At 70.8% G+C, this 22,068-nt stretch carries 15 protein-coding genes and 1 tRNA gene; 8 read left to right on the top strand and 8 right to left on the bottom strand.

Annotation, left to right across the window (positions count from 1 at the left end; genetic code table 11):
- The first annotated feature begins 78 nt into the window (after positions 1-78).
- The 5 genes from ACZ6KY_RS25235 (at position 79) to ACZ6KY_RS25215 (ending at position 6,337) form a co-directional block, all read left to right on the top strand.
- A complete protein-coding gene (locus tag ACZ6KY_RS25235; RefSeq protein ID WP_469312550.1) occupies positions 79-1,734 on the top strand; it encodes an FAD-binding dehydrogenase in 1,656 nt (551 codons plus the stop codon).
- A 382-nt stretch (positions 1,735-2,116) separates the two neighbouring features.
- Positions 2,117-3,067 (top strand): hypothetical protein, encoded by a 951-nt coding sequence (locus ACZ6KY_RS25230; protein ID WP_469312549.1) that lies wholly within the window; start codon positions 2,117-2,119, stop codon positions 3,065-3,067.
- A gap of 41 nt (positions 3,068-3,108) precedes the next feature.
- Positions 3,109-4,674 carry an APC family permease gene (locus tag ACZ6KY_RS25225; protein ID WP_469312548.1) on the top strand — a complete coding sequence of 522 codons (1,566 nt, stop codon included), beginning with the start codon at positions 3,109-3,111 and terminating at the stop codon, positions 4,672-4,674.
- 285 nt (positions 4,675-4,959) lie between these two features.
- Entirely contained in the window at positions 4,960-5,718 is a 759-nt protein-coding gene (locus tag ACZ6KY_RS25220; RefSeq protein ID WP_469312611.1) for a molybdopterin-dependent oxidoreductase, read from the top strand.
- Positions 5,702-6,337, top strand: coding sequence for a cytochrome b/b6 domain-containing protein (locus tag ACZ6KY_RS25215; RefSeq protein ID WP_469312547.1), 636 nt, complete (start codon positions 5,702-5,704; stop codon positions 6,335-6,337). Before ACZ6KY_RS25220 ends, ACZ6KY_RS25215 begins: the two co-directional genes overlap by 17 nt.
- A gap of 105 nt (positions 6,338-6,442) precedes the next feature.
- Here the strand turns inward: ACZ6KY_RS25215 and ACZ6KY_RS25210 are convergent, their stop codons facing one another.
- Positions 6,443-6,976, bottom strand: coding sequence for a gluconokinase (locus ACZ6KY_RS25210; RefSeq protein ID WP_469312546.1), 534 nt, complete (start codon positions 6,974-6,976; stop codon positions 6,443-6,445).
- Positions 6,977-7,106: 130 nt separating this feature from the next.
- On the opposite strand from ACZ6KY_RS25210, the gene ACZ6KY_RS25205 reads away from it, so the two are divergent.
- Positions 7,107-7,808, top strand: a complete 702-nt coding sequence (locus ACZ6KY_RS25205; protein ID WP_469312545.1) for a FadR/GntR family transcriptional regulator — start codon at positions 7,107-7,109, stop codon at positions 7,806-7,808.
- A 41-nt stretch (positions 7,809-7,849) separates the two neighbouring features.
- On the opposite strand, the gene ACZ6KY_RS25200 is transcribed toward ACZ6KY_RS25205, so the two are convergent.
- The 5 genes from ACZ6KY_RS25200 to ACZ6KY_RS25180 form a co-directional block, all read right to left on the bottom strand.
- Positions 7,850-8,224, bottom strand: coding sequence for a YchJ family protein (locus ACZ6KY_RS25200; RefSeq protein WP_469312544.1), 375 nt, complete (start codon positions 8,222-8,224; stop codon positions 7,850-7,852).
- Positions 8,225-8,228: 4 nt separating this feature from the next.
- Positions 8,229-9,638, bottom strand: coding sequence for a M1 family metallopeptidase (locus ACZ6KY_RS25195; protein WP_469312543.1), 1,410 nt, complete (start codon positions 9,636-9,638; stop codon positions 8,229-8,231).
- A 75-nt stretch (positions 9,639-9,713) separates the two neighbouring features.
- Positions 9,714-13,589 (bottom strand): Pls/PosA family non-ribosomal peptide synthetase, encoded by a 3,876-nt coding sequence (locus tag ACZ6KY_RS25190; RefSeq protein WP_469312542.1) that lies wholly within the window; start codon positions 13,587-13,589, stop codon positions 9,714-9,716.
- A 325-nt stretch (positions 13,590-13,914) separates the two neighbouring features.
- Positions 13,915-14,901 (bottom strand): polysaccharide deacetylase family protein, encoded by a 987-nt coding sequence (locus ACZ6KY_RS25185; RefSeq protein WP_469312541.1) that lies wholly within the window; start codon positions 14,899-14,901, stop codon positions 13,915-13,917.
- Positions 14,902-14,950: 49 nt separating this feature from the next.
- Entirely contained in the window at positions 14,951-15,877 is a 927-nt protein-coding gene (locus ACZ6KY_RS25180) for a glycoside hydrolase family 11 protein (RefSeq protein WP_469312610.1), read from the bottom strand.
- A 648-nt stretch (positions 15,878-16,525) separates the two neighbouring features.
- On the opposite strand from ACZ6KY_RS25180, the gene ACZ6KY_RS25175 reads away from it, so the two are divergent.
- On the top strand, positions 16,526-17,407 hold the full coding sequence (locus tag ACZ6KY_RS25175; RefSeq protein WP_469312540.1) for an ABC transporter substrate-binding protein: 882 nt from the start codon (positions 16,526-16,528) through the stop codon (positions 17,405-17,407).
- A 48-nt stretch (positions 17,408-17,455) separates the two neighbouring features.
- Here the strand turns inward: ACZ6KY_RS25175 and ACZ6KY_RS25170 are convergent, their stop codons facing one another.
- Both ACZ6KY_RS25170 and ACZ6KY_RS25165 read right to left on the bottom strand, forming a co-directional pair.
- Positions 17,456-20,188, bottom strand: a complete 2,733-nt coding sequence (locus ACZ6KY_RS25170; RefSeq protein WP_469312539.1) for a SpoIIE family protein phosphatase — start codon at positions 20,186-20,188, stop codon at positions 17,456-17,458.
- Between the two features lie 256 nt (positions 20,189-20,444).
- Positions 20,445-20,532, bottom strand: a tRNA-Leu gene (locus ACZ6KY_RS25165).
- Between the two features lie 186 nt (positions 20,533-20,718).
- Between ACZ6KY_RS25165 and ACZ6KY_RS25160 the strand changes: the two genes are divergently transcribed.
- Positions 20,719-22,044, top strand: a complete 1,326-nt coding sequence (locus ACZ6KY_RS25160; RefSeq protein ID WP_469312538.1) for a M20/M25/M40 family metallo-hydrolase — start codon at positions 20,719-20,721, stop codon at positions 22,042-22,044.
- Positions 22,045-22,068 lie beyond the last annotated feature (24 nt).

Below are 22,068 nucleotides of genomic sequence, written 5' to 3'. Positions count from 1 at the left end.
GTTCGTGACAAACGTCATCAAGTCGTCCCCGCGACACCGACCCGATCCGACGAGTCGGAATGCCGAGAGGACGGGCCCATGGCCTACGACGCAGATGTGATCGTCATCGGAGCGGGCCTCGCGGGGCTCGCGGCGACCGCGGAGCTCGTCGACGCGGGCCGCAAGGTGATCCTCCTCGACCAGGAGCCCGAGCAGTCGATCGGCGGCCAGGCCCACTGGTCCTTCGGCGGGCTCTTCTTCGTCGACTCGCCCGAGCAGCGCCGCATGCGGATCAAGGACACCCACGCGCTCGCCCTGCAGGACTGGATGGGCACGGCCGCCTTCGACCGGCCCGAGGACCACTGGCCGCGCCAGTGGGCCGAGGCGTACGTCGACTTCGCGGCCGGCGAGAAGCGGCCCTGGCTGCACCAGCAGGGTGTGCGCTTCTTCCCGGTGGTGGGCTGGGCCGAGCGCGGCGGCTACGACGCCAACGGGCACGGCAACTCGGTGCCGCGCTTCCACATCACCTGGGGGACCGGGCCCGGCCTCGTGGCCCCGTTCGAGCGGCGGGTCCGGGAGGGGGTCGCCCGCGGCCTGGTCGAGCTGAGGTTCCGCCACCGGGTCACCGGTCTGTCCCGCAGCGCGGGCTCCGTCGACACCGTCACCGGGGAGATCCTGGAGCCGTCGGGCATCGAGCGCGGCCAGGCCAGCAGCCGTACGGTCACCGGCGCCTTCGAGCTCAGGGCCCAGGCCGTGATCGTCACCTCCGGCGGCATCGGCGGCAACCACGACCTCGTGCGCGCCAACTGGCCCGAGCGCCTCGGCACTCCGCCCGAGCGGATGATCTCCGGCGTCCCCGCCCACGTCGACGGTGCCATGCTCGGGATCGCCGAGGAGGCCGGCGCCCGCCTCATCAACCGCGACCGCATGTGGCACTACACCGAGGGCATCCAGAACTGGAACCCCATCTGGGAGAAGCACGGCATCCGCATCCTGCCGGGCCCCTCCTCCCTCTGGCTGGACGCGCGCGGCAACCGGCTGCCGGTACCGCTCTTCCCCGGCTTCGACACCCTCGGCACCCTCGAACACATCATGCGCACCGGGTACGACTACACCTGGTTCGTGCTCGACCAGAAGATCATCGGCAAGGAGTTCGCGCTCTCCGGTTCGGAGCAGAACCCGGATCTCACCGGCAAGTCGATCAGAGGCGTCATCGGGCGGGCCCGCGCCGATGTGCCCGCTCCGGTCAAGGCGTTCATGGACAACGGCGCCGACTTCGTCGTGGAGAACGACCTCGGCGCCCTGGTGCGCGGGATGAACGCGCTCACCGAGAAGCCGCTCATCGACGAGGCGGCGCTGCGCCACGAGATCGTCGCGCGGGACCGGGAGATCGCCAACCCCTTCACCAAGGACCTCCAGGTCATGTCGATCCGCGGGGCCCGCAACTACCTCGGCGACAAGCTGATCCGCACCGCGACCCCGCACCGCATCCTGGACCCCAAGGCCGGCCCGCTGATCGCGGTGCGCCTCAACATCCTGACCCGCAAGACCCTCGGCGGCCTGGAGACGGACCTCTCCTCGCGGGTGCTGACCGAGGGCGGCGACCCGCTGGAGGGTGTGTACGCCGCCGGTGAGGCCGCCGGTTTCGGCGGCGGCGGAGTCCACGGCTACCGCTCCCTGGAAGGCACCTTCCTCGGCGGCTGCCTCTTCTCCGGCCGTACGGCGGGCCGGGCGGCGGCCAAGGCGCTGGGCTGATCACGTCCGAGGGAGCCGTTCAAGCCGCCCGTCCGGGGCGGCCGTTCGGCGCGTGAGGCGGGTGCGGTCGCCCAGGACTTCGGTCCGGGGCGGCCGTTCGGCGCCTGATGCCGGGGCCGCTGTTCAAGCCATCGGTCCTGGGGGACGGTTCAACACGTCGGCACGAGCAGGTCGTTCACGTTGTCGAGACAAGATGGCTGTTCAAGTCGTATGGAAAGGGCGGTCGTTCAGGACGTCGAGGACGTCGCACGGCCAACTGTGGTGCAAACGAAGGCAGTTGACACGTGTAGTGATTTGGCCGGAGCTTGACTTGAACCCTTGGCTGCGGGTTTGCTGTGCGTGATCACACTTTGACGAACCGCGCCTGTGAGGTTGAGCAGCGGTGTCACCACCCCCACCTCCGCTGGGCCGCGGCCGCAAGCGGGCGTCCCACGCCTTCGACGCCGCCCTCGACGACGCCGGACTCGTCGCCGCACGCACCTCGTTGAACCAGGGGCGGTGGACCGACGTCCGCGCGCTGCTCGCCGCCACCGGCGACGACTGGGACCGCCGAGGGCACCGCGTCACCGTGCTCGCGCAGGAGTCCGCGACGCTCGCCTGGGCCCGTGACTGGCAGCTCGCCGAACCGGAGTCCCCCGACGCCGCCGTACTCCTCGGCTGCGCCACCGTGGAACGCGCCCTGCACGGCAAGGAACGCCCGGAGGGCGCCCGCGAGGCCTGCCACCGGGCCGCGGCCCTCGCCCCCGGCGACCCCACCCCCTGGCTCGGTCTGCTCCTCCTGGAGCGCGCCCTCGGTCCCGAGGGCGAGGTGGTCCGGCTCTTCGACGAGGTGCGCCACCGGCACGCCGTCCATCACCACGCGCACCACCTGATGGTCGCCCGGCTCGCCGAGCGCCGCGCCGAGTCGGGCCAGGATCCCCTGCACGAGGTGTACGACTTCGCCAACTGGTCGGCCGAGCAGGCGCCCGCCGACTCGCCGCTCGCGATCCTTCCGGTCGTGGCGCACGCCGAGCGCTTCCGGGTGCTCGCCGCCGCCGGGAGCGAGCCCGCCGACCCGGTCGCCTCCGGACACTGGGCAGGGCGCCGGGCCCGCCAGGTGATGAAGGCCGCCTTCGACTGGTGGCTGGAGTGGGAGCGCGGCGACCATCCGCGCCGGCTCGTCGACCTCAACTTCCTTGCCCACGCCAAGATCTGCGAGGGCCGGGACGGCGAGGCCGCCGCACTGTTCCACCGCATCGGGGGGCACGCGACCCCGGCTCCGTGGTCGTACCCGGACCGCGATGGGTACCAAGCCTTCCGTGCCGCGCGCGACAGTGTGCTCGGCACGGTGTGAACGCCCCCGAAGAACCTGACATCCGAAAGGACGACCCCGCGATGACGACGGGCAGTTCGAGCACATCGAGTACGTCGAGCACGGGAAGACCGGACGCCGAGGGTGCCGGCATCAGCACCTTCAAGGGGCAGGACCGGGCCCTGCGCGCCGGCCGGCTGGGCACGGGAGGGCTGCTGCTGTCCGTCCTCGCGGCGACCGCCCCGCTCATGGTGGTCGCGGGTGTCATGCCCACTACATTCGATGTGATGGGGATCGTCGGGCAGCCGCTGCTCTTCGTCATCCTCGGTATCGTCCTCGTGCTCTTCAGCGTCGGGTACGCCGAGATGAGCCGGCACGTCCACAACGCGGGCGCCTTCTACGCGTACATCTCGCGCGGGCTCGGCGGCACCCCGGGCGCGGGCGCGGCCGCGGTCGCCCTCGTCGCCTACAGCGCACTCCAGGTCGGTATCTACGGCCTCTTCGGCTTCGAGGTCTCCGGACTGTTCTCCACCTACCTCGACACCGAAGTCGTCTGGTGGATACCGGCGTTGGCCGCCGTGCTCGTCGTGGGCGCGCTGGCCTGGCTGAAGATCGACGTCAACGCGTGGGTGCTCGGCGTGCTGCTGATCGTCGAGGTGGCGCTCGTCATCGTCTTCGATGTCGCGGCCATCGGCGATCCCGCCAAGGAGGGCCTGTCGCTGCACGCCTTCAACCCGGACACCCTCACCGGAGCGGGCGTCGGCACCGCGCTGTGCTTCTGCATCGCGGCCTTCACCGGCTTCGAACAGGCCCCGGTGTACGCCGAGGAGACCAGCCGCCCGCACATCCTCGTGCCGCGCGTCATGTTCCTGGCCATCGGCTTCGTCGCCGTCTTCTTCGCGATCAGCTCCTGGGCGCTCACCGTCGCCACCGGCCCCTCCGCCATCGTCGGGACGGCCCACAAGCAGAGCGCCGGGCTGCTGTTCTTCCTCACCGAGTCACGGCTCGGCTCCACCTTCACGGACGTCCTGCACGTGCTGTTCGTGACCGGCATGTTCGCGGCGCTGCTCAGCTTCCACAACGTCGTCGCGCGGTACGCCTTCGCCATGGGCCGCGAGGGTCTGCTGCCCACCGCCTTCGGCCGCACCTCCGGGGCCAGCGGCGCCCCCGGCACCGGCTCGCTGCTGCACACCGTCGTCTCGCTGATCGTGGTCGGCGGCTTCGCCCTGGCCGACGACAAGCCGACCGGTGACCCGACCGCGCCCGTGCTCCAGCTCTTCACCTGGGGCGGCAACGTCGGAGCGCTCGGCGTCACCCTCCTGATGGCGGCGGCCTCGCTCTCGGTCATCGTGTTCTTCGTCCGCCGCGGCGCGGCCCGCGCCCAGTCCTGGCGTCTGGTCACCTCCGCGATCGCCGGCATCGCCCTGCTCGTCATCGCGGTCTTCACGGTCAAGGACTTCGACGTGCTCGTCGGCGCGGGTCCGGACTCCGTCCTGAACGTGCTGCTGCCCGCCGTCATCGGGGTCGCGCTGGTCGTCGGACTGGTCCAGGGTCTGGTGCTGCGCTCCCGCAAGCCCGAGGCGCACGCCCGGATCGGCCTCGGCAACGAGGCGTTCCAGTTGGACAAGGCGGCCGAGACCGCCTCCTGATGAGGCCCTGACGTCCTCTCCGCGGCCGATGTTCTCGGACCGTACGTAAGAAGAGATGACGGAATGCTGACGAGCACCCGCCACCGCTGGCTTTTTGGGGGTCGCGGGTGCTCGAATCAAGAGGTGAACACTGAAAGGCCCGGGGAACCGGACCCGGAGCGACCGACGTCGCGGGAACCGGAACGGCCGGAGCGGCCCGAGTCTCGCGAGCCGGAACGGCCCGAGCCGCGGACTCCCGAAGGGCACGACGAACAAGACGAACAAGAAGTGCGCGACGAACAAGAAGTGCGCGACGAACAAGAAGAGCGTGAGGAAAGCGAAGAGCGCGAGGAACCCGGGGAGCGCGGCCGGCCCATCGGCCGGCGGGTGCTGCTCGGCACGCTCGGACTGGGCGCCCTCGGTGTCCTGACCGCGCCCACACTCCAGCGCGGCATGGACGCCTTCCTCGCCGGCGCCTCCCAGCGGGACCCCACCGGTCTGACGGGCCTCCTGCCCAACGGCGGCGGCTTCCGCTACTACTCGGTGGCCGCCTCCGTCCCCCACAGGAACGAGACGAACTACCGGCTCACCGTCGACGGCCTGGTCGACCACCCCACCAGCTACACCCTCGCCGACCTGCGCGCCCTGCCGCAGACCCGCCTGGTGCACGACGTCCAGTGCGTCACCGGCTGGCGGGTGCCCAGCACCCCCTTCGAAGGCGTACAGCTGTCCCACCTCCTCGACGCCGCCGGGGTGCACCACACCGCCGGGGCGATCCGCTTCACCTGCTTCGACGGCACGTACACGGAGAGCCTCAGCATGCGCCAGGCCCGCCGCCCGGACGTCCTGGTGGCCCTGCGCATGCAGGACAAGCCCGTCGGCCACAACCACGGCGGCCCCGTCCGCCTCTACGTGGCCCCGATGTACTTCTACAAATCCGCCAAGTGGCTCTCCGGCATCACCGTCACCCAGGACGTCCGTCCCGGGTACTGGGAGGATCGGGGGTACGACGTCGACGCCTGGGTCGGCCGTTCGAACGGACGCGACGATGAACCCACGAGTTGACGGCACCCCGGCCGTGTCCGCGCACTCCTCCCACGTACGGCGCTTCACCCGGGCCGAGCACTGGGTGCACCGGGTCACCGCACTCCTGATGGGTGTGTGCGTGGCCACCGCGGCCTGCCTCTACATCCCCCAGTTCGCCGAACTCGTCGGCCGTCGCGAACTCGTCGTCCGCGTCCACGAGTTGGCCGGTGTCATGCTGCCGCTGCCGATCCTGGCGGGCCTGGCCTCCCGCGCGTTCCGCCGCGACCTGGGCTTCCTGAACCGCTTCGGCCCGCACGACCGGGTGTGGCTGCGGGCCGCGCTGCGCCGCGACAAGGACCACCGGTCCCGCCCGGCGGGCAAGTTCAACGCCGGACAGAAGATCTACGCGGCCTGGATCGCCGGAGCCACGCTGGTGATGCTGGGCACGGGCCTGCTGATGTGGTTCACCCACCTCACCCCGCTGATGTGGCGCACCTCGGCGACCTTCGTCCACGACTGGCTGTCCCTCACCGTCGGCATCGTCCTCGCGGGCCACATCGGTATGGCGCTGGGCGACCCGGAGGCCAGGCGGGGCCTGCGCACGGGATCGGTGAGCCGGCAGTGGGCCGAGCGCGAACACCCGCTGTGGCGACCGTGAGCGGGCGCTGACGACAGACGACGATCGGGCCGCGGGGAGAACCGCGTTCGGTTCGCCCGCGGCCCGATCGCGGCCGGACAGGCTCCGGACGCCTTCGGGCAGGTTCTAGAGCTGTCGTCCGGGTGGTGCGAGGGCGCCGAGCGCGGTCACGGCCCGCTCGGTGATCTCGGCCGGGTCGCCGGACACCTCCACCCGGACGCCCGCCTCGTCCGCCGCCAGCGGCTGGAGCGTGGCGAACTGCGAGTCCAGGAGCGCCGTCGGCATGAAGTGCCCCGTGCGGTGCGCCATCCGGTCCTCGATGAGCGCGCGGTCACCGGTGAGGTGGACGAAGACCACCTCGGGCGCCGCCGCCCGCAGCCGGTCCCGGTAACCGCGCTTCAGCGCCGAGCTGCTGACCACACCGCCGAGCCCGGCCCGGTCGTGCGCCCAGTGCCCGATGGCGTCCAGCCAGGGCCACCGGTCCTCGTCGGTCAGCGGCGTCCCGGCCGTCATCTTGTCGATGTTGGCCCGCGGGTGGAAGTCGTCGCCCTCGGCGTACGGAACGCCGAGCCGGGCCGCGAGCAGCGGGCCGATGGTGGTCTTCCCGGTGCCTGCGACGCCCATGACCACGACGACATGGGGGGTGGGATTGTGCTGCATCGCGCTCTCGCTGTCTTCGTCGACATCTGATGTCGACGCCACTGAAACGTATTACGTACGATGAATTCAAGAGTATGTGACATATAAGTCTGACTTTTTGTTCGTGGCGTCGCCCTCGTACGCTGGCTTCATGACCACACGGGGCCGGGGACTGCACGGACACGTACTGGAATCCCTCGGGCCGGCGATCACGGCGGGCGAGTACCCGCCGGGGAGCGTGCTGCGCACCGACGAGCTCGCGCAGCGCTTCGAGGTGTCGCGTTCCGTGATGCGCGAGGCGGTCCGGGTACTCGAGTCCATGCACCTGGTCGAGTCCCGCCGCCGCGTCGGCGTGACGGTCCGCCCCAAGCCCGAGTGGAACGTCTACGACCCCCAGGTCATCCGCTGGCGGCTGGCCGGCGCCGACCGTCCCCACCAGCTGCGTTCACTCACCGTGCTGCGCTCGGCGATCGAACCGGTCGCCGCGGGACTGGCCGCCCGGCAGGCCACGGCCGAGCAGTGCGCGGAGCTCACCGAGTGCGCGCTCGGCATGGTCTCCACCTCGCGCGGGCAGCGGCTGGAGGCGTACCTCGTCCACGACGTCGCCTTCCACCGGGTGATTCTCAAGGCGTCCGGCAACGAGATGTTCGCCCGCCTCGGTGACGTCGTCGCGGAGGTCCTGTCCGGCCGGACCCATCACGACGTCATGTTCGAGGACCCCGACCCCGCCGCCGTCACCCTGCACGTCCAGGTCGCCGCGGCCGTACGCGAGGGCGACGCGCCCCGCGCCGAGCGGCTCACCCGCGAGATCACGGTCGGCGCACTCCAGGAACTGGACGTCCTGGCACCCTGACGTTCAGCGCACCCCGGACGGCGTCAGCGCAACCCCGGCGGTCAGTCGAGGAACTCCCCGTCCACATACACCCAGGCCCCGTCCACCCGCTCGAACCGGCTCAGCTCGTGCAGTGAGCCGCCCCGGTAGGAGGCCCGGAAGGTCACGGTCCCCGTCGTGTGGAACGCCGAGCCCTGACCCGTGCCGAGGATCTCCAGGCCGGTCCAGCGCATCCCGGGGTCGAACTCCACCCGGGCCGGCCGCGTGCGCGGGTGCCAGGTCCGCAGCAGGTACCCCTCGTCCTCCTTCACGAAGGCGCAGTACCGCGACCGCATGAGCGCCTCGGCACTCGGCGCCGCGGCCTCGCCGCGATGGAAGCGCCCGCAGCAGCGCGCGTACGGCTCGGCGAGCCCGCAAGGACAGGAACGGCCGGTCATCGCGTCACTCTCCCCGGACTCGCGCCGAGTCCGCGTTCGTCGGCGGATAGGTGGGCCGGGCCGGCATCTGCGGGGCCGGCGACGGCGCGGCCTGCGCCGGCAACGGCGGCAGGGCCGTCTCGTACAGCCACGCCGTGAAGAGGTCGTCCAGGGGCTCGGCCGCGTAGCGCGAGACGTGCGAGGTGAAGACGGACGTGGTGACCGCGCCGCCCCGGTGCAGGGTCGCCCAGCCGCGCAGCATGCGGAAGAAGGCGTCGTCGCCCATCGCGCAGCGGATCGCGTGCACCGTGAGTCCGCCGCGCTCGTAGAGCCGGTCGTCGAACATCTGCTTGCGGCCCGGGTCGGACAGCAGCAGGTCCTGAGGCAGCGCGGACAGCTTCCGGTGCGCGGCGGCGGCGAGCTGACGCGCCGGGCGCCCGCCCGAGCGCTCCGACCACAGCCACTCGGCGTACTTCGCGAGCCCCTCGTTCAGCCAGATGTGCCGCCAGTCCGCGATCGTCACGCTGTTGCCGAACCACTGGTGCGCCAGCTCGTGCGCGATCAGCCGTTCCGAACCCCGCGACCCGTCCAGATGGTTGGCGCCGAACAGCGAGAGACCCTGCGCCTCGACCGGGACGTCGAGCTCCTCCTCGGTCACCACCACCGCGTACTCGCCGAACGGATACGGCCCGAAGACGCTCTCGAACAGCTCCATCATCGCGGGCTGCCGCGCGAAGTCCCGGGAGAACTCAGGGAGCAGCTGCGCCGGCAGATGCCCCGACTGCGGTACGCCCCCGAGGCCCGGGTCGCCGAGCAGCACCGTCTGGTACTTGCCGATCGACAGGCCCACCAGATAGCTGGAGGTCGGCGCCGACTGCTCGTACACCCAGGTGGTCGTCGACGCCTTCGTCGTCCGCGTCAGCAGACGCCCGCCCGCCACCACCGCGTACGCGGAAGGGGTGGTGACCGAGATCTGGTACGCGGCCTTGTCGGCCGGCCGGTCGTTGCACGGGTACCAGGACGGCGAACCGACCGGCTGGCTCGCCACCAGCGCCCCGTCCTCCAGCTCCTCCCAGCCGATCCCGCCCCAGGGGCTGCTGACCGGCTTGGGGTTTCCCGACCAGTGCACCTCGACGGTGAACGCGGCCCCGGACCGTATCGGCTTCGGCGGACGGACCCGCAGTCTGCCGCCCCGGTGCGTGTAGTGCGGCGCCTTGCCGTCGACCCGGACCCGGCCGATCCGGAAGTCCGCCAGGTTCAGCTGGAACTCCGTCAGCGGGGAGCGGCCCGCTATGGCGTTGATCCGCGCGGTGCCGGAGAGCCGGTTCGGGCCGGGGCGGTAGTCCAGCGCCAGCTCGTACCGGTGCACCCGGTAACGGGAATCTCCGTTGGCCGGGAAATAGGGGTCCGGTCCCGCTGTCTGCTGAACGCTCACTGCTGCGACTGCTCCCTGCCCTGTGCTCGACGTACCGCTGTACCGCCCTTCGTATCCGATATCAGGTCACGTCTGCTACGAACGCCAGGCCTCGATCGGATTGCCCAGCCAGCGGGTGTCGTCGGGAACGGACTCCGCCGCCATCACGAGCGACGCGGGACCCAGGGTGGAACGGGCCCCGACGGTGCTGCCGGGCAGGACGATTCCGCCCGGACCCAGGGTGGCGCCCTCACGGAGGACCACAGTATCCGTCCGCAAGATCCGGTCGTGGAAGAGGTGGGTCTGGAGCACACAGCCCCGGTTGACCGTGGTCGCGTCCCCCAGCGTCACGAGGTCGGTCTCGGGCAGCCAGTAGCTCTCGATCCACGCGCCCCTGCCGATCCTGGCGCCGAGCCCCCGCAGCCACGCGGTCATCAGCGGCGTACCGGGCACGGATCCCGCCAGCCACGGCACCGCGACGACCTCCACGAAGGTGTCGGCCAGCTCGTTGCGCCACACGAAACCGCTCCACAGCGGGTGCTCACCGGCGTGGTGCCGGCCGACCAGCAGCCACTTCGCCACGATGGACACCAGGCACCCGAGCACACCCACCGCGAGCAGCACGGCCCCCGAGAACGCCCACGCCCACGGCCCCAGCGCACACAGCGCGCCGACCGTCAGCACGGCCAGCGCCGCCGAGCAGAACACCGGCACCAGCCGGCACAGCTCCACCAGACCGCGGGCCCACAGCAGCCGGGCCGGCGGGTCGTAGGTACGGCTCTGATCGCCGCCCTGCGCCGCACGCGGCAGCTTCATCGGCGGCAGCCCCAGATACGAGCTGCCCTTCTTCGCCTTCTTCGGCGTCGCCGACAGCACACCGACCAGACCGCCGTCCGGCACGCTGCGCCCCGGAGCGGTCATCCCCGAGTTGCCGAGGAACGCCCGGCGGCCGATCTCGGCCCGCCCGATGCGCATCCAGCCGCCACCGAGCTCGTACGGCGCGGTCAGCGTGTCGTCGGCGAGGAACGCGCCCTCGCCGACCGTCGTCAGACTCGGCAGCGCGAGCACGGTCGACACCTCCGCGCCCCGGCCGATCCGCATCCCGAGGAGCCGCAGCCACACCGGCGTGATCAGCCCGGCGTACAGCGGGAACAGCGTCTCGCGGGAGCGGTCCATCAGCTGCGTGACCGTCCAGGCCTGCCAGCCGATCCGGCTGTGCGTCGGATGCGTGCCCTCGTGCAGCCCGAGGCTCAGCAGCCGTACGGAGACCAGGAGCAGCAGCGCGTACGCCAGACCGAACGCGAGCGTCGCCGGCACCAGGGCGATCCCGGCACCGCGCAGCGCCGCACCGAGCCCGGCGTCCGCGCTCACGAAGACCCGGGCCACGAGCAGCGCGGCGACGGCGGCCAGCACCGGCAGCGCGCTCAGCGCGAACCCGGCCGCGCCGTACATGATCCGCCAGTACGTGCCGCGCCGCGGCCGGTCCTTGGGCCACGCGCGCTTCGCCTTGCCGAGCTTGCCCGCGGGCGCGCCGGCCCAGCGCTGCCCGGTCGGGATCTGCCCGACCACGGCGGAACCCGGGGCCACCTCGGCGCGCTTGCCGACCCGGGCGCCCGGGAAGAGGATGCTGCGCGTTCCGACCACGGCACCGGCGCCCACCTTCACCGGGCCGATCTCCAGCCGGTCACCGTCCAGCCAGTACCCCGACAGGTCCACCTCGGACTCGACGGCGGCACCCCGGCCCAGCTTGAGCATGCCGGTCACCGGCGGCAGCGAGTGCAGATCCACGTCCGGGCCGATCCTGGCGCCCAGGGCGCGGCCGTACCGCTCCAGCCAGGACCCGGTCAGCGAGGTCGCGCCACTGAACCCGGCGAGCCGCTCGGCCGTCCAGAGCCGCAGGTGGACACTGCCACCGCGCGGGTACCGGCCGGGCTTCACCCCGCGCAGCAGCAGCCGCGCACCGCCCGCGGCGACGGCGAGCCGTCCCGGCGGGCTGAAGAGGACGAGCGCGCCCGCGCCCACCAGCCACCACGAGGTGCTCGGCGCCCACGGATAGGGACCGAACCAGTGCAGTACGTTGCCGAGCGCGGCCAGCGCCACGGTCCAGCGCAGCCCGAGCAGGCCGAACAGCGGGATCAGCACGAGGAGCTGGATCAGCTTGGCGCGCGGCGGGACCGGCGCGATGATCCGCTCGCCACCGTCGTCCTGGCCCGACTTCTCCAGATGCCGGGCCAGCTTGCGCAGCACGGGCTGCTGATAGACGTCGAGCACGGCGGCGTTCGGGTAGCGGGCGCGCAGCCGTGTGGTGAGCTGGGCCGCCGCGAGACTGCTGCCGCCGATCGCGAAGAAGTCGTCGGCGGCGGCGCCGACGGGGATGCCGAGCACCTCGCTCCACTGCTCGGCGAGCCAGGCCTCGGTGCCGTACAGCCGCTCCTTGGCACCGCCGGTCTCCAGACCCTCCAGCGGCCAGGGCAGCGCGTTCCGGTCGACCTTGCCGGACGTCCGCGTCGGCAGGTCCTCGACCGGCGCGATCAGCGGCACCAGCGCGGCGGGCAGCGCGGCGCGCAGCTTCTCGACGGCGGCCGCCTGGTCCCAGCCGTCCTGGGTGACGACATAGCCGACGAGGAGCTGGTTGCCGCCGCGCGCGGTCCGCACGGCCGCCGCGGCGCCCGCGACACCGGGCAGCGCCTGGAGCGCCGCGTCCACCTCGCCGAGCTCGATCCGGCGCCCGCCGAGCTTGATCTGCTCGTCGGCCCGCCCGAGGAAGATCAGCCCCTCGGGTTCGGCCTTGACCAGGTCACCGCTGCGGTACGCCCGCTCCCAGCCCAGCGACGCGAGCGGCGCGTACTTCTCGGCGTCCTTCTCGGCGTCGAGGTAGCGGGCGAGCCCGACCCCGCCGATCACGAGCTGGCCGCTGGCGCCCATCGGCACCGGCTCGCCCGCCTCGTCCACGACGGCCAGCTCCCAGCCGTTCAGCGGCAGCCCGATCCGGATGGGCTCGTCGCCGGTCAGCAGCGAGGCACACGCCACGACGGTCGCCTCGGTCGGCCCGTACGTGTTCCAGACCTCCCGGCCCTCGGTCACCAGCCGCTGCGTGAGCTCGGGCGGGCAGGCCTCACCGCCGAAGATCAGCAGCCGGACGTCGTTGAGGGTCTCCGGCTCCCACAGGGCGGCGAGCGTGGGCACGGTGGAGACGACGGAGATGTCCTGCTCGACCAGCCAGGGGCCGAGGTCGGCGCCGCTGCGCACCTGGGAGCGCGGTACCGGCACCAGGCAGGCCCCGTACCGCCAGGCCAGCCACATCTCCTCGCAGGAGGCGTCGAAGGCGACGGAGAGGCCCGCCATGACCCGGTCGCCGGGGGCGATCGGCTCCTCGGTCAGGAAGAGGTCGGCCTCCGCGTCCACGAAGGCGGCGGCGCCGCGGTGGCTCACGGCCACGCCCTTGGGCTTGCCGGTGGAACCCGAGGTGAAGATGATCCACGCGTCGTGCTCGACGCCGGGGCGCCCGGCGGGAACCTCGGAGCGGCCGTTGACGGTCAGCTCGTGCCCGGCGCCGATGACCGCGCGCACCTCGGCCTCGCCGAAGACCAGCTCGGCCCGCTCGTCGGGGTCCTCGGCGTCCACCGGAACATAGGCGGCACCGGCCGCTAGGACGCCCAGGATCGCCACGTACAGCTCGTTCGTGCCGGACGGGACCCGTACGCCGACCCGGTCGCCGAGCCCGACCCCGGCCTCCGCGAGCCGCCACCGCACGGCCTCGACCTCGGCGGCCAGGGCACGGTAGGTGAGGGCGCGCCGGCCGTCGTCGAGAGCGGGCTCGTCGGGGTACGCCCGTACGGAGGCGTCGAGGATGTCGACGAGCGTGCGCGGCGAGGCGGCAGAGGCGGCGGAGAAGCGCGCCTGGTCACCGAGCTCCGCACGTACCTCGTCGTCGGACAACGCGAGTGCGGGGCCGTGCTGGAGGGCTGCCATCGGGTCCTCACGTGTTGTTCCCGGAGACTCCGGGGAGCCGGTGGGCCCGCAGGTACGCCTGGGGATATTCCGGTCCAGCTCCGAACAAGCCTGCAACTTTAGTACGACGCTAGTCTCGGACCTGGTGATCAGCGATGCGAGGCCCCATCAGGGGTCGTCCGAAACCCTGGCTCCAGCGCTGTGACGTGGGAATATGTCAGCGTGACGAGATCTGCCCCACATCTTTCCGTAACAACGCGAACACGGCGAGCGAGGGCCCCGATCCGATGACCGGGGCCCTCGCTCGCAGGTGCCTCTGTGTGTTCTCGTGCGTGTTCTCGGCGGGTCAGCCCGTGCTGCAGGAGACCGTCGGCCAGGTCCAGGTGCCGTTGGTCTGGACGGTGACGCCGAAGGTGTTGCCGCTGCCGTTGGGCTTGGCGGTGAGGACCTGGGCGCTGGGATAACCGGCGGTGATGTTCCAGGTCGCGATGATCTTCTCGGGAGCGGGCACGTTCATCGTCACGGTCCAGTTGCTGGAGCCGGTGACCGCGACGTTGAGGTTGTACCGGTCGCTCCACTGCTGGCCGGCGGAGAGCGTCGCGGTGCACCCGCCGGTGCCGCCACCGCCGCCACCCGTGCCGCTCCCGTCGGGGGCCACTGCGCGGCCCGTCTGCGGAGAGATCATCCCGGCGCACAGACCGCGGGAGGCCAGCCCCTGCGCGATGCGCGGGATCGCCGCGATCGTGTTGGCCGGCCAGTCGTGCATGAGGATGATCTGGCCGTTGGTGAGCCGGCCGGCCGCCTGCACGATCGCGTCGGTGCTCGCGCCGTTCCAGTCCTGCGAGTCGACGTCCCAGATGATCTCGGTCAGGCCGTACTTGGCCTCGACCGCCTTCAACGTCGCGTTGGTCTCCCCGTACGGCGGGCGGAACAGTTTCGGCGTGCCGCCGCCGGCGCCGGCGATGGCCGTCTGGGTCCGGGAGATCTCCGAGTCGATCTGCGCCTGGCTCTCCTGGGTCAGGTGCGGGTGGGTGTAGCTGTGATTGCCCACCCACATGCCGGCGTCGACCTGGGCCCGTACCTGGGCGGGGTTGGACGCGGCGTACTGGCCCTCGTTGAACATCGTGGCCCGCAGCCCGTTCTGCTTGAGCGCGTCGAGCAGGTTCGGCGTGGTGCTGGACGGCCCGTCGTCGAAGGTGAGCCCGACGTACCCGCCGCAGGTGGCGGCCCGTGCCGGTCCGGCGCCGAAGGCGACCGGGCTCGCGGCGGCCGTCGCGACGACGGCCAGTCCGGTGATCAGCGAGCGTAACGAGTGACGTGGTCCGGATCTCATGCGAAGTGATCTCATGTGAAGTGGTCCTCTGGTCTCGGGAGTTCGGGGGTCAGCTCGTGCTGCACGAGACCGTGGGCCAGGTCCAGTTGCCGTTGGACTGGATGGTGACGCCGAAGTTGTTCCCGCTGCCGTTGGGTTTGGCCGTGAGGACTTGGGCGCTGGGGTAACTGGCGCTGATGTTCCAGGTGGAGAGGACCTTCGCGGGGGACGGCACGTTCATCGTCACGGTCCAGTTGCCGGCGCCGGTGACCGCGACGTTGAGGTTGTACCGGTCGCTCCACTGCTGGCCCGCGGACAGGGCCGCGGCGCACCCGCCGGTACCGCCACCGCCGGAGCCACCCCCCGAACCGCTGTCGCCCAGCGTGATGTCGGAGTTCCCGCTGCTCTGATAACCCTCGGTGGCGAGGATCATGTAGTAGTTGAAGCTGCCCAGGTTCATCCCGGCGCGGGCCCAGGCGTCGAAGTGGTTGCCGGTGGTGATGGTTCCACCCGTCCTCTTCGACTGCCGGACACTCCAGTACTGGTCGAAGGTGCGCGTGCCCTCGACGGAGGGGGCGTTCGTCCGCGTCGTCTTGTAGATGTCGTACGTGCCGCCGTCACTGGTGACGGTGCCCATGAACGTGCCCGTGGGCCGGTAGGTGCCCCAGTTGTCGACGATGTAGTACTCCACGAGCGGGTTCGACGTCCATCCGTAGAGGGACAGGTAGCCGTTGCCGGACGGGTTGAAGGTGCCCGAGTAGGTCACACTCCTGCGTCCGCCGTTGGCCCAGCCCTTGCCGGCGACGAAGTTCCCGGTGTTGCTCCATGACGTGCTGTAGTTGCCGCCGGAGCCCAGGTTCATGGACACCGTTCCGCCGCTGTCGGTCCAGAACGAGTAGTAGTACCCGTTGTTGGTGCCGGTCTGGTTCGAGCTGACGACCGTGTCGGCCTGGGCGGTGCCGGGCAGGGTCATCGCGGCCACGGCGACCAGCAGCATGGTGCAGACACCGCTGATGAGCAGCCTGAAGTGCCGGAACGCCGCTGAACGACCGCTGCTGCGGCTCGACGGGTGTGCGGGTGCGTCGATCATGTGCGTGTTTCCTCCTCGTCCTCGTGAGGCCTGTGGGGGCCGGGCGACGTGACACGACTGCGCGAGGGGCTGTGCGAGGGACTTCGCGAGGGTCGCGGAACAGGAGTGACGGCGACCGCGCGTCGGCGTCACGCAACACGGCCGGGCTGTGCTCTGTGAATCGCGAACAGTGTTGATCCGGCCCTGTCAACTGTCAATACTTTCGGCACTGATGCCGAAACATTCGTCCCGCGTTGACTGTCCGAGTGATGGCATTACCCCTGTTCAGGTGCCATGCCTGGCCTTCTCGGGCATCCTGTGTCGCCATGGCCGGATCACGCAAGATCAAGTGTGCGAGTGGATTCTTCGAAAGTTTCGAAAGATTTCCAGATCGTGTCGTCGGAGCCGTGAAGGGTGTCGGAAACGGCTCGCACCTCCGGCCGGCCATCGCGGCGCCGCAGGAAGACGGGTGACCCGACCCGCTCCCCGGGAGTCCTCCCACGTGGCTCCGGCAGTCATATGGTTCGAGGTGATTTATGGTGACTCAAGGAGTATGCCCCTACCGGAGGTGCAATGATGCGCGCCGCGGCAGTGATCGCCTCTCTGGCTGTCAGCGTGGCGCTCATCGTCGCGACATCGGCTTGTGACCAGGGAGGGTCAACGTCGTCGAAGGCCCACTACGGCGACTGCCCGCTCTCGGGGCATTACGGGGAGTTTCACCTGTCACCCGAGACGGCGGGCGCCCTCACGGTCAAAACGACCCTGCCGGAGCCCGGCTGGTGGAACGGCGGCGACACGCCGGACTCCATCACGAGCGGCTACGAGTACTGCATGGCCGCCAACATCGCCTACCGGTCAGGACTCGACCGGGTGAAGGTGGAGAACGCTCCCTTCCCGGAGGTCGTGTCCGGCCGGACCAAGGACTTCGACCTGGCCCTGGCGCAGATCACGATCACCCCGGAACGGAGCAAGGTCGCCGAGTTCTCCCCGCCCTACCTCTCCTCGACCCTGGGAGTGCTGATCAGGGACGGTGAGAAGATCAACGGAGACAACATCCGTGACGTCCGCATCGGAGTGGCCGAGGGCACCACGGGCGAGGAGTTCGTCAAGAAGCGCCTCAAGCCGACCAAGCCCGTCACTGCCTTCCCCAACGACCCGGACATGGTCACGGCGCTGGAGAAGGGACGGATCGACGCGGTCGTCCACGACACGACGATCCTGCTGGGGTACCCCCAGAAGCGGGAGGGCAGGGTGCGCCTCGTGGGCCAGTACAGAACCGACCAGGGTTACGGCGCCCTGTACCCGAAGGGGTCACCGAACAAGGACGAGCTGGACCGGATCATCAGGCAGCTGATCGACGACGGAACGCTCACCAAACTGTCGGCCGTCTATCTCGGGGCCGCTTTCGGCCAGGACCCGGCCAAGATCCCGTACTTCACGGTCGACGAGGGCTCCTGAACGCTCCGGGCGTGCGCACACCCAGGGGCGGCGGTCTGGTCTCCCGCTTCACAGGTCCGCCATCAGGAGACCGCTCAGGTCCCCGGCGGCTCCGGCGTCGAGCGCCTGCTCAGCCCAGATGATCTTGCCTCGGTCGGTGTAACGGGTCCCCCAGCGGCGGGACATCTGCGCGACGAGGAACAGACCACGGCCCCCCTCGTCGGTGAGGGTCGCGCGGCGCAGGTGCGGGGAGGTGCTGGTGCCGTCGGCGACCTCGCAGATCAGGCTGTCGCGGTCGCGCAGCAGCCGCACACTGATGGGGCTCCCTCCGTACCGGATGGCGTTGGTCACCAGTTCGCTGAGGATCAGCTCGGTCGTGAAGGCGGCCTCGCCGACCCCCCAGGATTCCAGCCTGCGGGTGGCCTCGGCGCGGATCCGGGGGACGGCCGCGGGATCGTCGGGCACCTCCCACTCCCCGACCTGCTCCGGGTCGAGCAGCCGGGTGCGTGCGACGAGCAGGGCGACATCGTCACTCGACCTGGTGCGCAGCATCGCGTCGAGCACCGCCCGGCAGGTGTCGTCCGGGGTGGCGCCGTCCGTATCGGCGAGCGCCTTCCTCAGCATGCCGAGCCCGACGTCGATGTCACGGCCGCGGGCCTCGACCAGGCCGTCGGTGTAGAGGACCAGCCGGCTGTCGGCGGCCAGCCGGAGTACGGCCGTCTCGACCGGCAGACCTCCTCCCACGCCGAGTGGCGGGGCGACGGGGATGTCGGGGAAGGTCACGGAGCCGTCGGGCGAGACCAGCGCCGGACCGGGATGACCGGCCCGGGCGAGAACACACCGCCCGGAGACCGGATCGTAGACCGCGTACAGGCAGGTGGCGCCGGTGATGCCCTCGGTGTTGCCTTCGGCCGCCGCGTCCTGGTCGATCCGGGTGATCAGGTCGTCCAGGTGCGCGAGAAGCTCGTCCGGAGGCAGGTCCAGGGCGGCGAAGTTGTGCACCGCGGTCCTCAGGCGACCCATCGTCGCGGCGGCGTGCAGACCGTGTCCGACGACGTCGCCGACCACCAGGGCCACCCGGGCCCCCGGCAGCGGGATGACGTCGTACCAGTCGCCGCCCACCCCCGCCTGGGCGGGCAGGTACCGGTGCCCGACCTCCAGGGCGGACAGCTCGGGGAGCGCGCCGGGCAGCAGGCTGCGCTGGAGGGTGACGGCCGTGGTGTGCTCGCGGGTGTAGCGGCGCGCGTTGTCGATGCACACGGCCGCCCGGGCGGCGAGTTCCTCGGCGGGGGACAGGTCGTCCGGCTCGAAGGGGTCCTGCTCCGAACGCCAGAACTCCACGACCCCCAGCAACTGGCCTCGGGCCCGGAGCGGCACCGAGATCATGGAGTGGATACCGGATTCGATGACCTTCTGGGCCCGCTCCGGGTCCTGGGCCCGCCATCCGTCGGCGTCGGCGAGCCGCGCCACCAGGACCGGCCGGCCGGTGGCTATACCGATGGCCACGGGGTTGCCGGGCACATAGCGCTTGAGCGTCCCGACAGGGTGAAGGGGCGCGTCCTCCCGGACACCCGCGGCTGCGATACGGCGCATTTCCATACTCGCCCCCGTCGGTTCACCACCTTGCAGCACGGGCTCCAACAGCTCGACGGTGGCGAAGTCGGCGAAGCGCGGGACCGCCACCTCGGTCAGCTCCTCGGCGGTGCGCTTCATGTCGAGGGTGGTACCGATCCGTGTGCTGGCCTCGTAGATCAGTTGCAGGCGCCCGCCCGCCACGTCCGCCCGGCCCGCGAGAGCGCGCAGCTCCGTGGTGTCCCGCAGGGTGGCCACGCTGCTCCCCTGGAGGCCCACCGGCCGCACGCTGACCGCGAGCAGGATGTCCCCGGCCAGGAAGACCTTGTCCGTGGCCGCCCGGCCCGATCCCAGCAGTCCGGCCAGGGCCGGGCTCAGTCCGAGTCCGGTGACCGGCGTGCCCTCGGCCTCCGGCGGCAGTGCGAGCAGCCGGCGCGCCTCGTCGTTGACCAGCAGCAGCCTTCCGTCACCGTCCAGAATGATCACGCCTTCACGTACCGCGTGCAGCACCGCGTCGTGGTGCTCGTACATGCGGGTCATCTCCACCGGCCCCAGGCCCCGGGTCTGGCGCCGCAGACGCCCACTGACCAGTGCCGACCCACCCGCGGCCAGCAGCAGCGCGACACCGCCGGAGGCGAAGATCACCGGCAGTTGGCGCTGCACCACACTGGTCACCTTGTCCACCGTGACCCCCACGGTGACGAGGCCGACCGCGGTCCCCTTCTCGTCGAAGACGGCCACCGTCGAGTCGACCGCCTTCCCCAGACTGCTGTCGAACGTGGTCTGGTGGGGCTCGCCTTCGAGCGCCTGGCCGTAGGAGGTGGAGACGTGCTTCCCGATCTGGTCCGGGTCCGGGTGGGTCCACCGGAAGCCGTAGGGGCTCAGGGCTACGACGTAGTCGACGCCGGTCTTCTTGCGCACCGCCTCGGCATGGGGCTGGAGTGCCGCTGTCGGGTCATCGCTCTTCATCGCCTCCGCGGTGCCCGGGGCGTTCGCGAACGACTCGGCCGCCACCAGCGACCGGTCGCCGGCTTCCTGGATCGCGCGGTTGCGGTCCTGGATCACGAGCACCACCACGGCCGTGGCGATGAGCAGCAGGACGACCACCAGTTGCAGCAGGAAGACCTGACCGGCGACGCTGCGCGGCTTCCGCAGCCACAGCACACGTCGGCCGGCCGAGTGGTGACGGGCCTTCGGGCCGGTTTCCGGCGCCCCGGCCTTCGGTGGCACGCGGTCGCCCCGCCGGCTCGCTGGGACGAATCGCCCGAGTTTGCCCATTTCCCCAGTATCAGTGACCGACCCGGCGGGCGCGGCTCAGGGCGGGCCCGGGCTGGTCGGGCCGGGTCGACCGGGACACACTCCCGGTCGACCCGGAATCGGCACGCCGCGTACCGCGAAGGCCCAGAAACGACGAAAAACCGGTGAGTCGTACGACTCGACCGGTAATTCGTGAACGCGCCGGGGACGATCTCGTGAACGTCCCAGCTGGTGTCCGAGGGGGGACTTGAACCCCCACGCCCGATAAAGGGCACTAGCACCTCAAGCTAGCGCGTCTGCCATTCCGCCACCCGGACAAGGTGTCTGTCGCGCGGGTTTCCCTCGCGGCGACAGAGGAAACATTACCAGGCTTTCGAGGGCCCTCGATCACCCCCCGTCGTCGCGTGAACGGCGCGTGACGAGCCGGGACCGGCCTTGGGACGGGAAGGGGATCGGGGGGAGGATGAGGGAGACCACCAGCGGCGACAGCGGGAGGAAGCAGCGTGAGCGAGAGCGGCACGACCAGGAACGTCACGGGCGAGGACGAGGTCGTGGACCTCTGTCGTGAGCTGATCCGGATCGACACCAGCAACTACGGGGACCACTCGGGCCCGGGTGAGCGCAAGGCCGCGGAATACGTCGCCGAGAAGCTCGCCGAGGTCGGCCTTGAGCCGCGCGTCTTCGAGTCGCACAAGGGGCGTGCCTCCACGGTGGCCCGCATCGAGGGCGAGGACCCCTCACGGCCCGCTCTGCTCATCCACGGCCACACCGATGTCGTACCGGCCAACGCGATGGACTGGACCCATCACCCCTTCTCCGGCGAGATCGCCGACGGGATGGTGTGGGGCCGCGGCGCGGTCGACATGAAGGACATGGACGCCATGACGCTCGCGGTCGTACGGGAGCGGATGCGCACCGGCCGCAAGCCTCCGCGTGACATCGTCCTCGCCTTCCTCGCCGACGAGGAGGCGGGCGGAACGTTCGGCGCCCGGCATCTGGTCGACAGGCATCCGGACCTCTTCGAGGGCGTCACGGAGGCGATCGGCGAGGTCGGCGGGTTCTCCTTCACGGTCAACGAGAAGCTGCGGCTGTATCTCGTCGAGACCGCGCAGAAGGGCATGCACTGGATGAAGCTGACCGTGGACGGCACCGCCGGGCACGGTTCGATGATCCACAAGGACAACGCGATCACCGAGCTGTCCGAGGCCGTCGGGCGGCTCGGCCGGCACAAGTTCCCGGTGCGCGTGACGAAGACCCTGCGGCACTTCCTCGACGAACTCGGCGACGCGCTGGGCACCGAACTCGACCCGGAGAACATGGACGAGACGCTCGCCCGGCTCGGCGGCATCGCCAAGCTCATCGGCGCCTCCCTCCAGAACACCGCCAACCCGACCCAGCTGGGCGCCGGTTACAAGGTCAACGTGATTCCGGGGCAGGCCACCGCGCATGTCGACGGCCGCTATCTGCCGGGCTACGAGGAGGAGTTCCTCGCCGACCTCGACCGGATTCTCGGTCCCCGGGTGAAGCGCGAGGACGTCCACGCGGACAAGGCGCTGGAGACCGGCTTCGACGGCGCCCTCGTCGACGCCATGCAGATCGCGCTCTCGGCCGAGGACCCGATCGCGCGGGCCGTGCCGTACATGCTCTCGGCCGGCACCGACGCCAAGTCCTTCGCCGACCTCGGAATCCGCTGCTTCGGTTTCGCCCCGCTGAAGCTGCCGCCGGAGCTGGACTTCGCGGGCATGTTCCACGGTGTCGACGAGCGGGTGCCGGTGGACGCTCTGAAGTTCGGCGTGCGCGTACTGGACCGTTTCATCGACGCGTCGTGACGCGCGGTGGACGGGCTGTCGTGA

It is taken from the genome of Streptomyces sp. NPDC042002, assembly GCF_055588305.1.
This window is presented reverse-complemented; position numbering and strand designations above follow the sequence as displayed.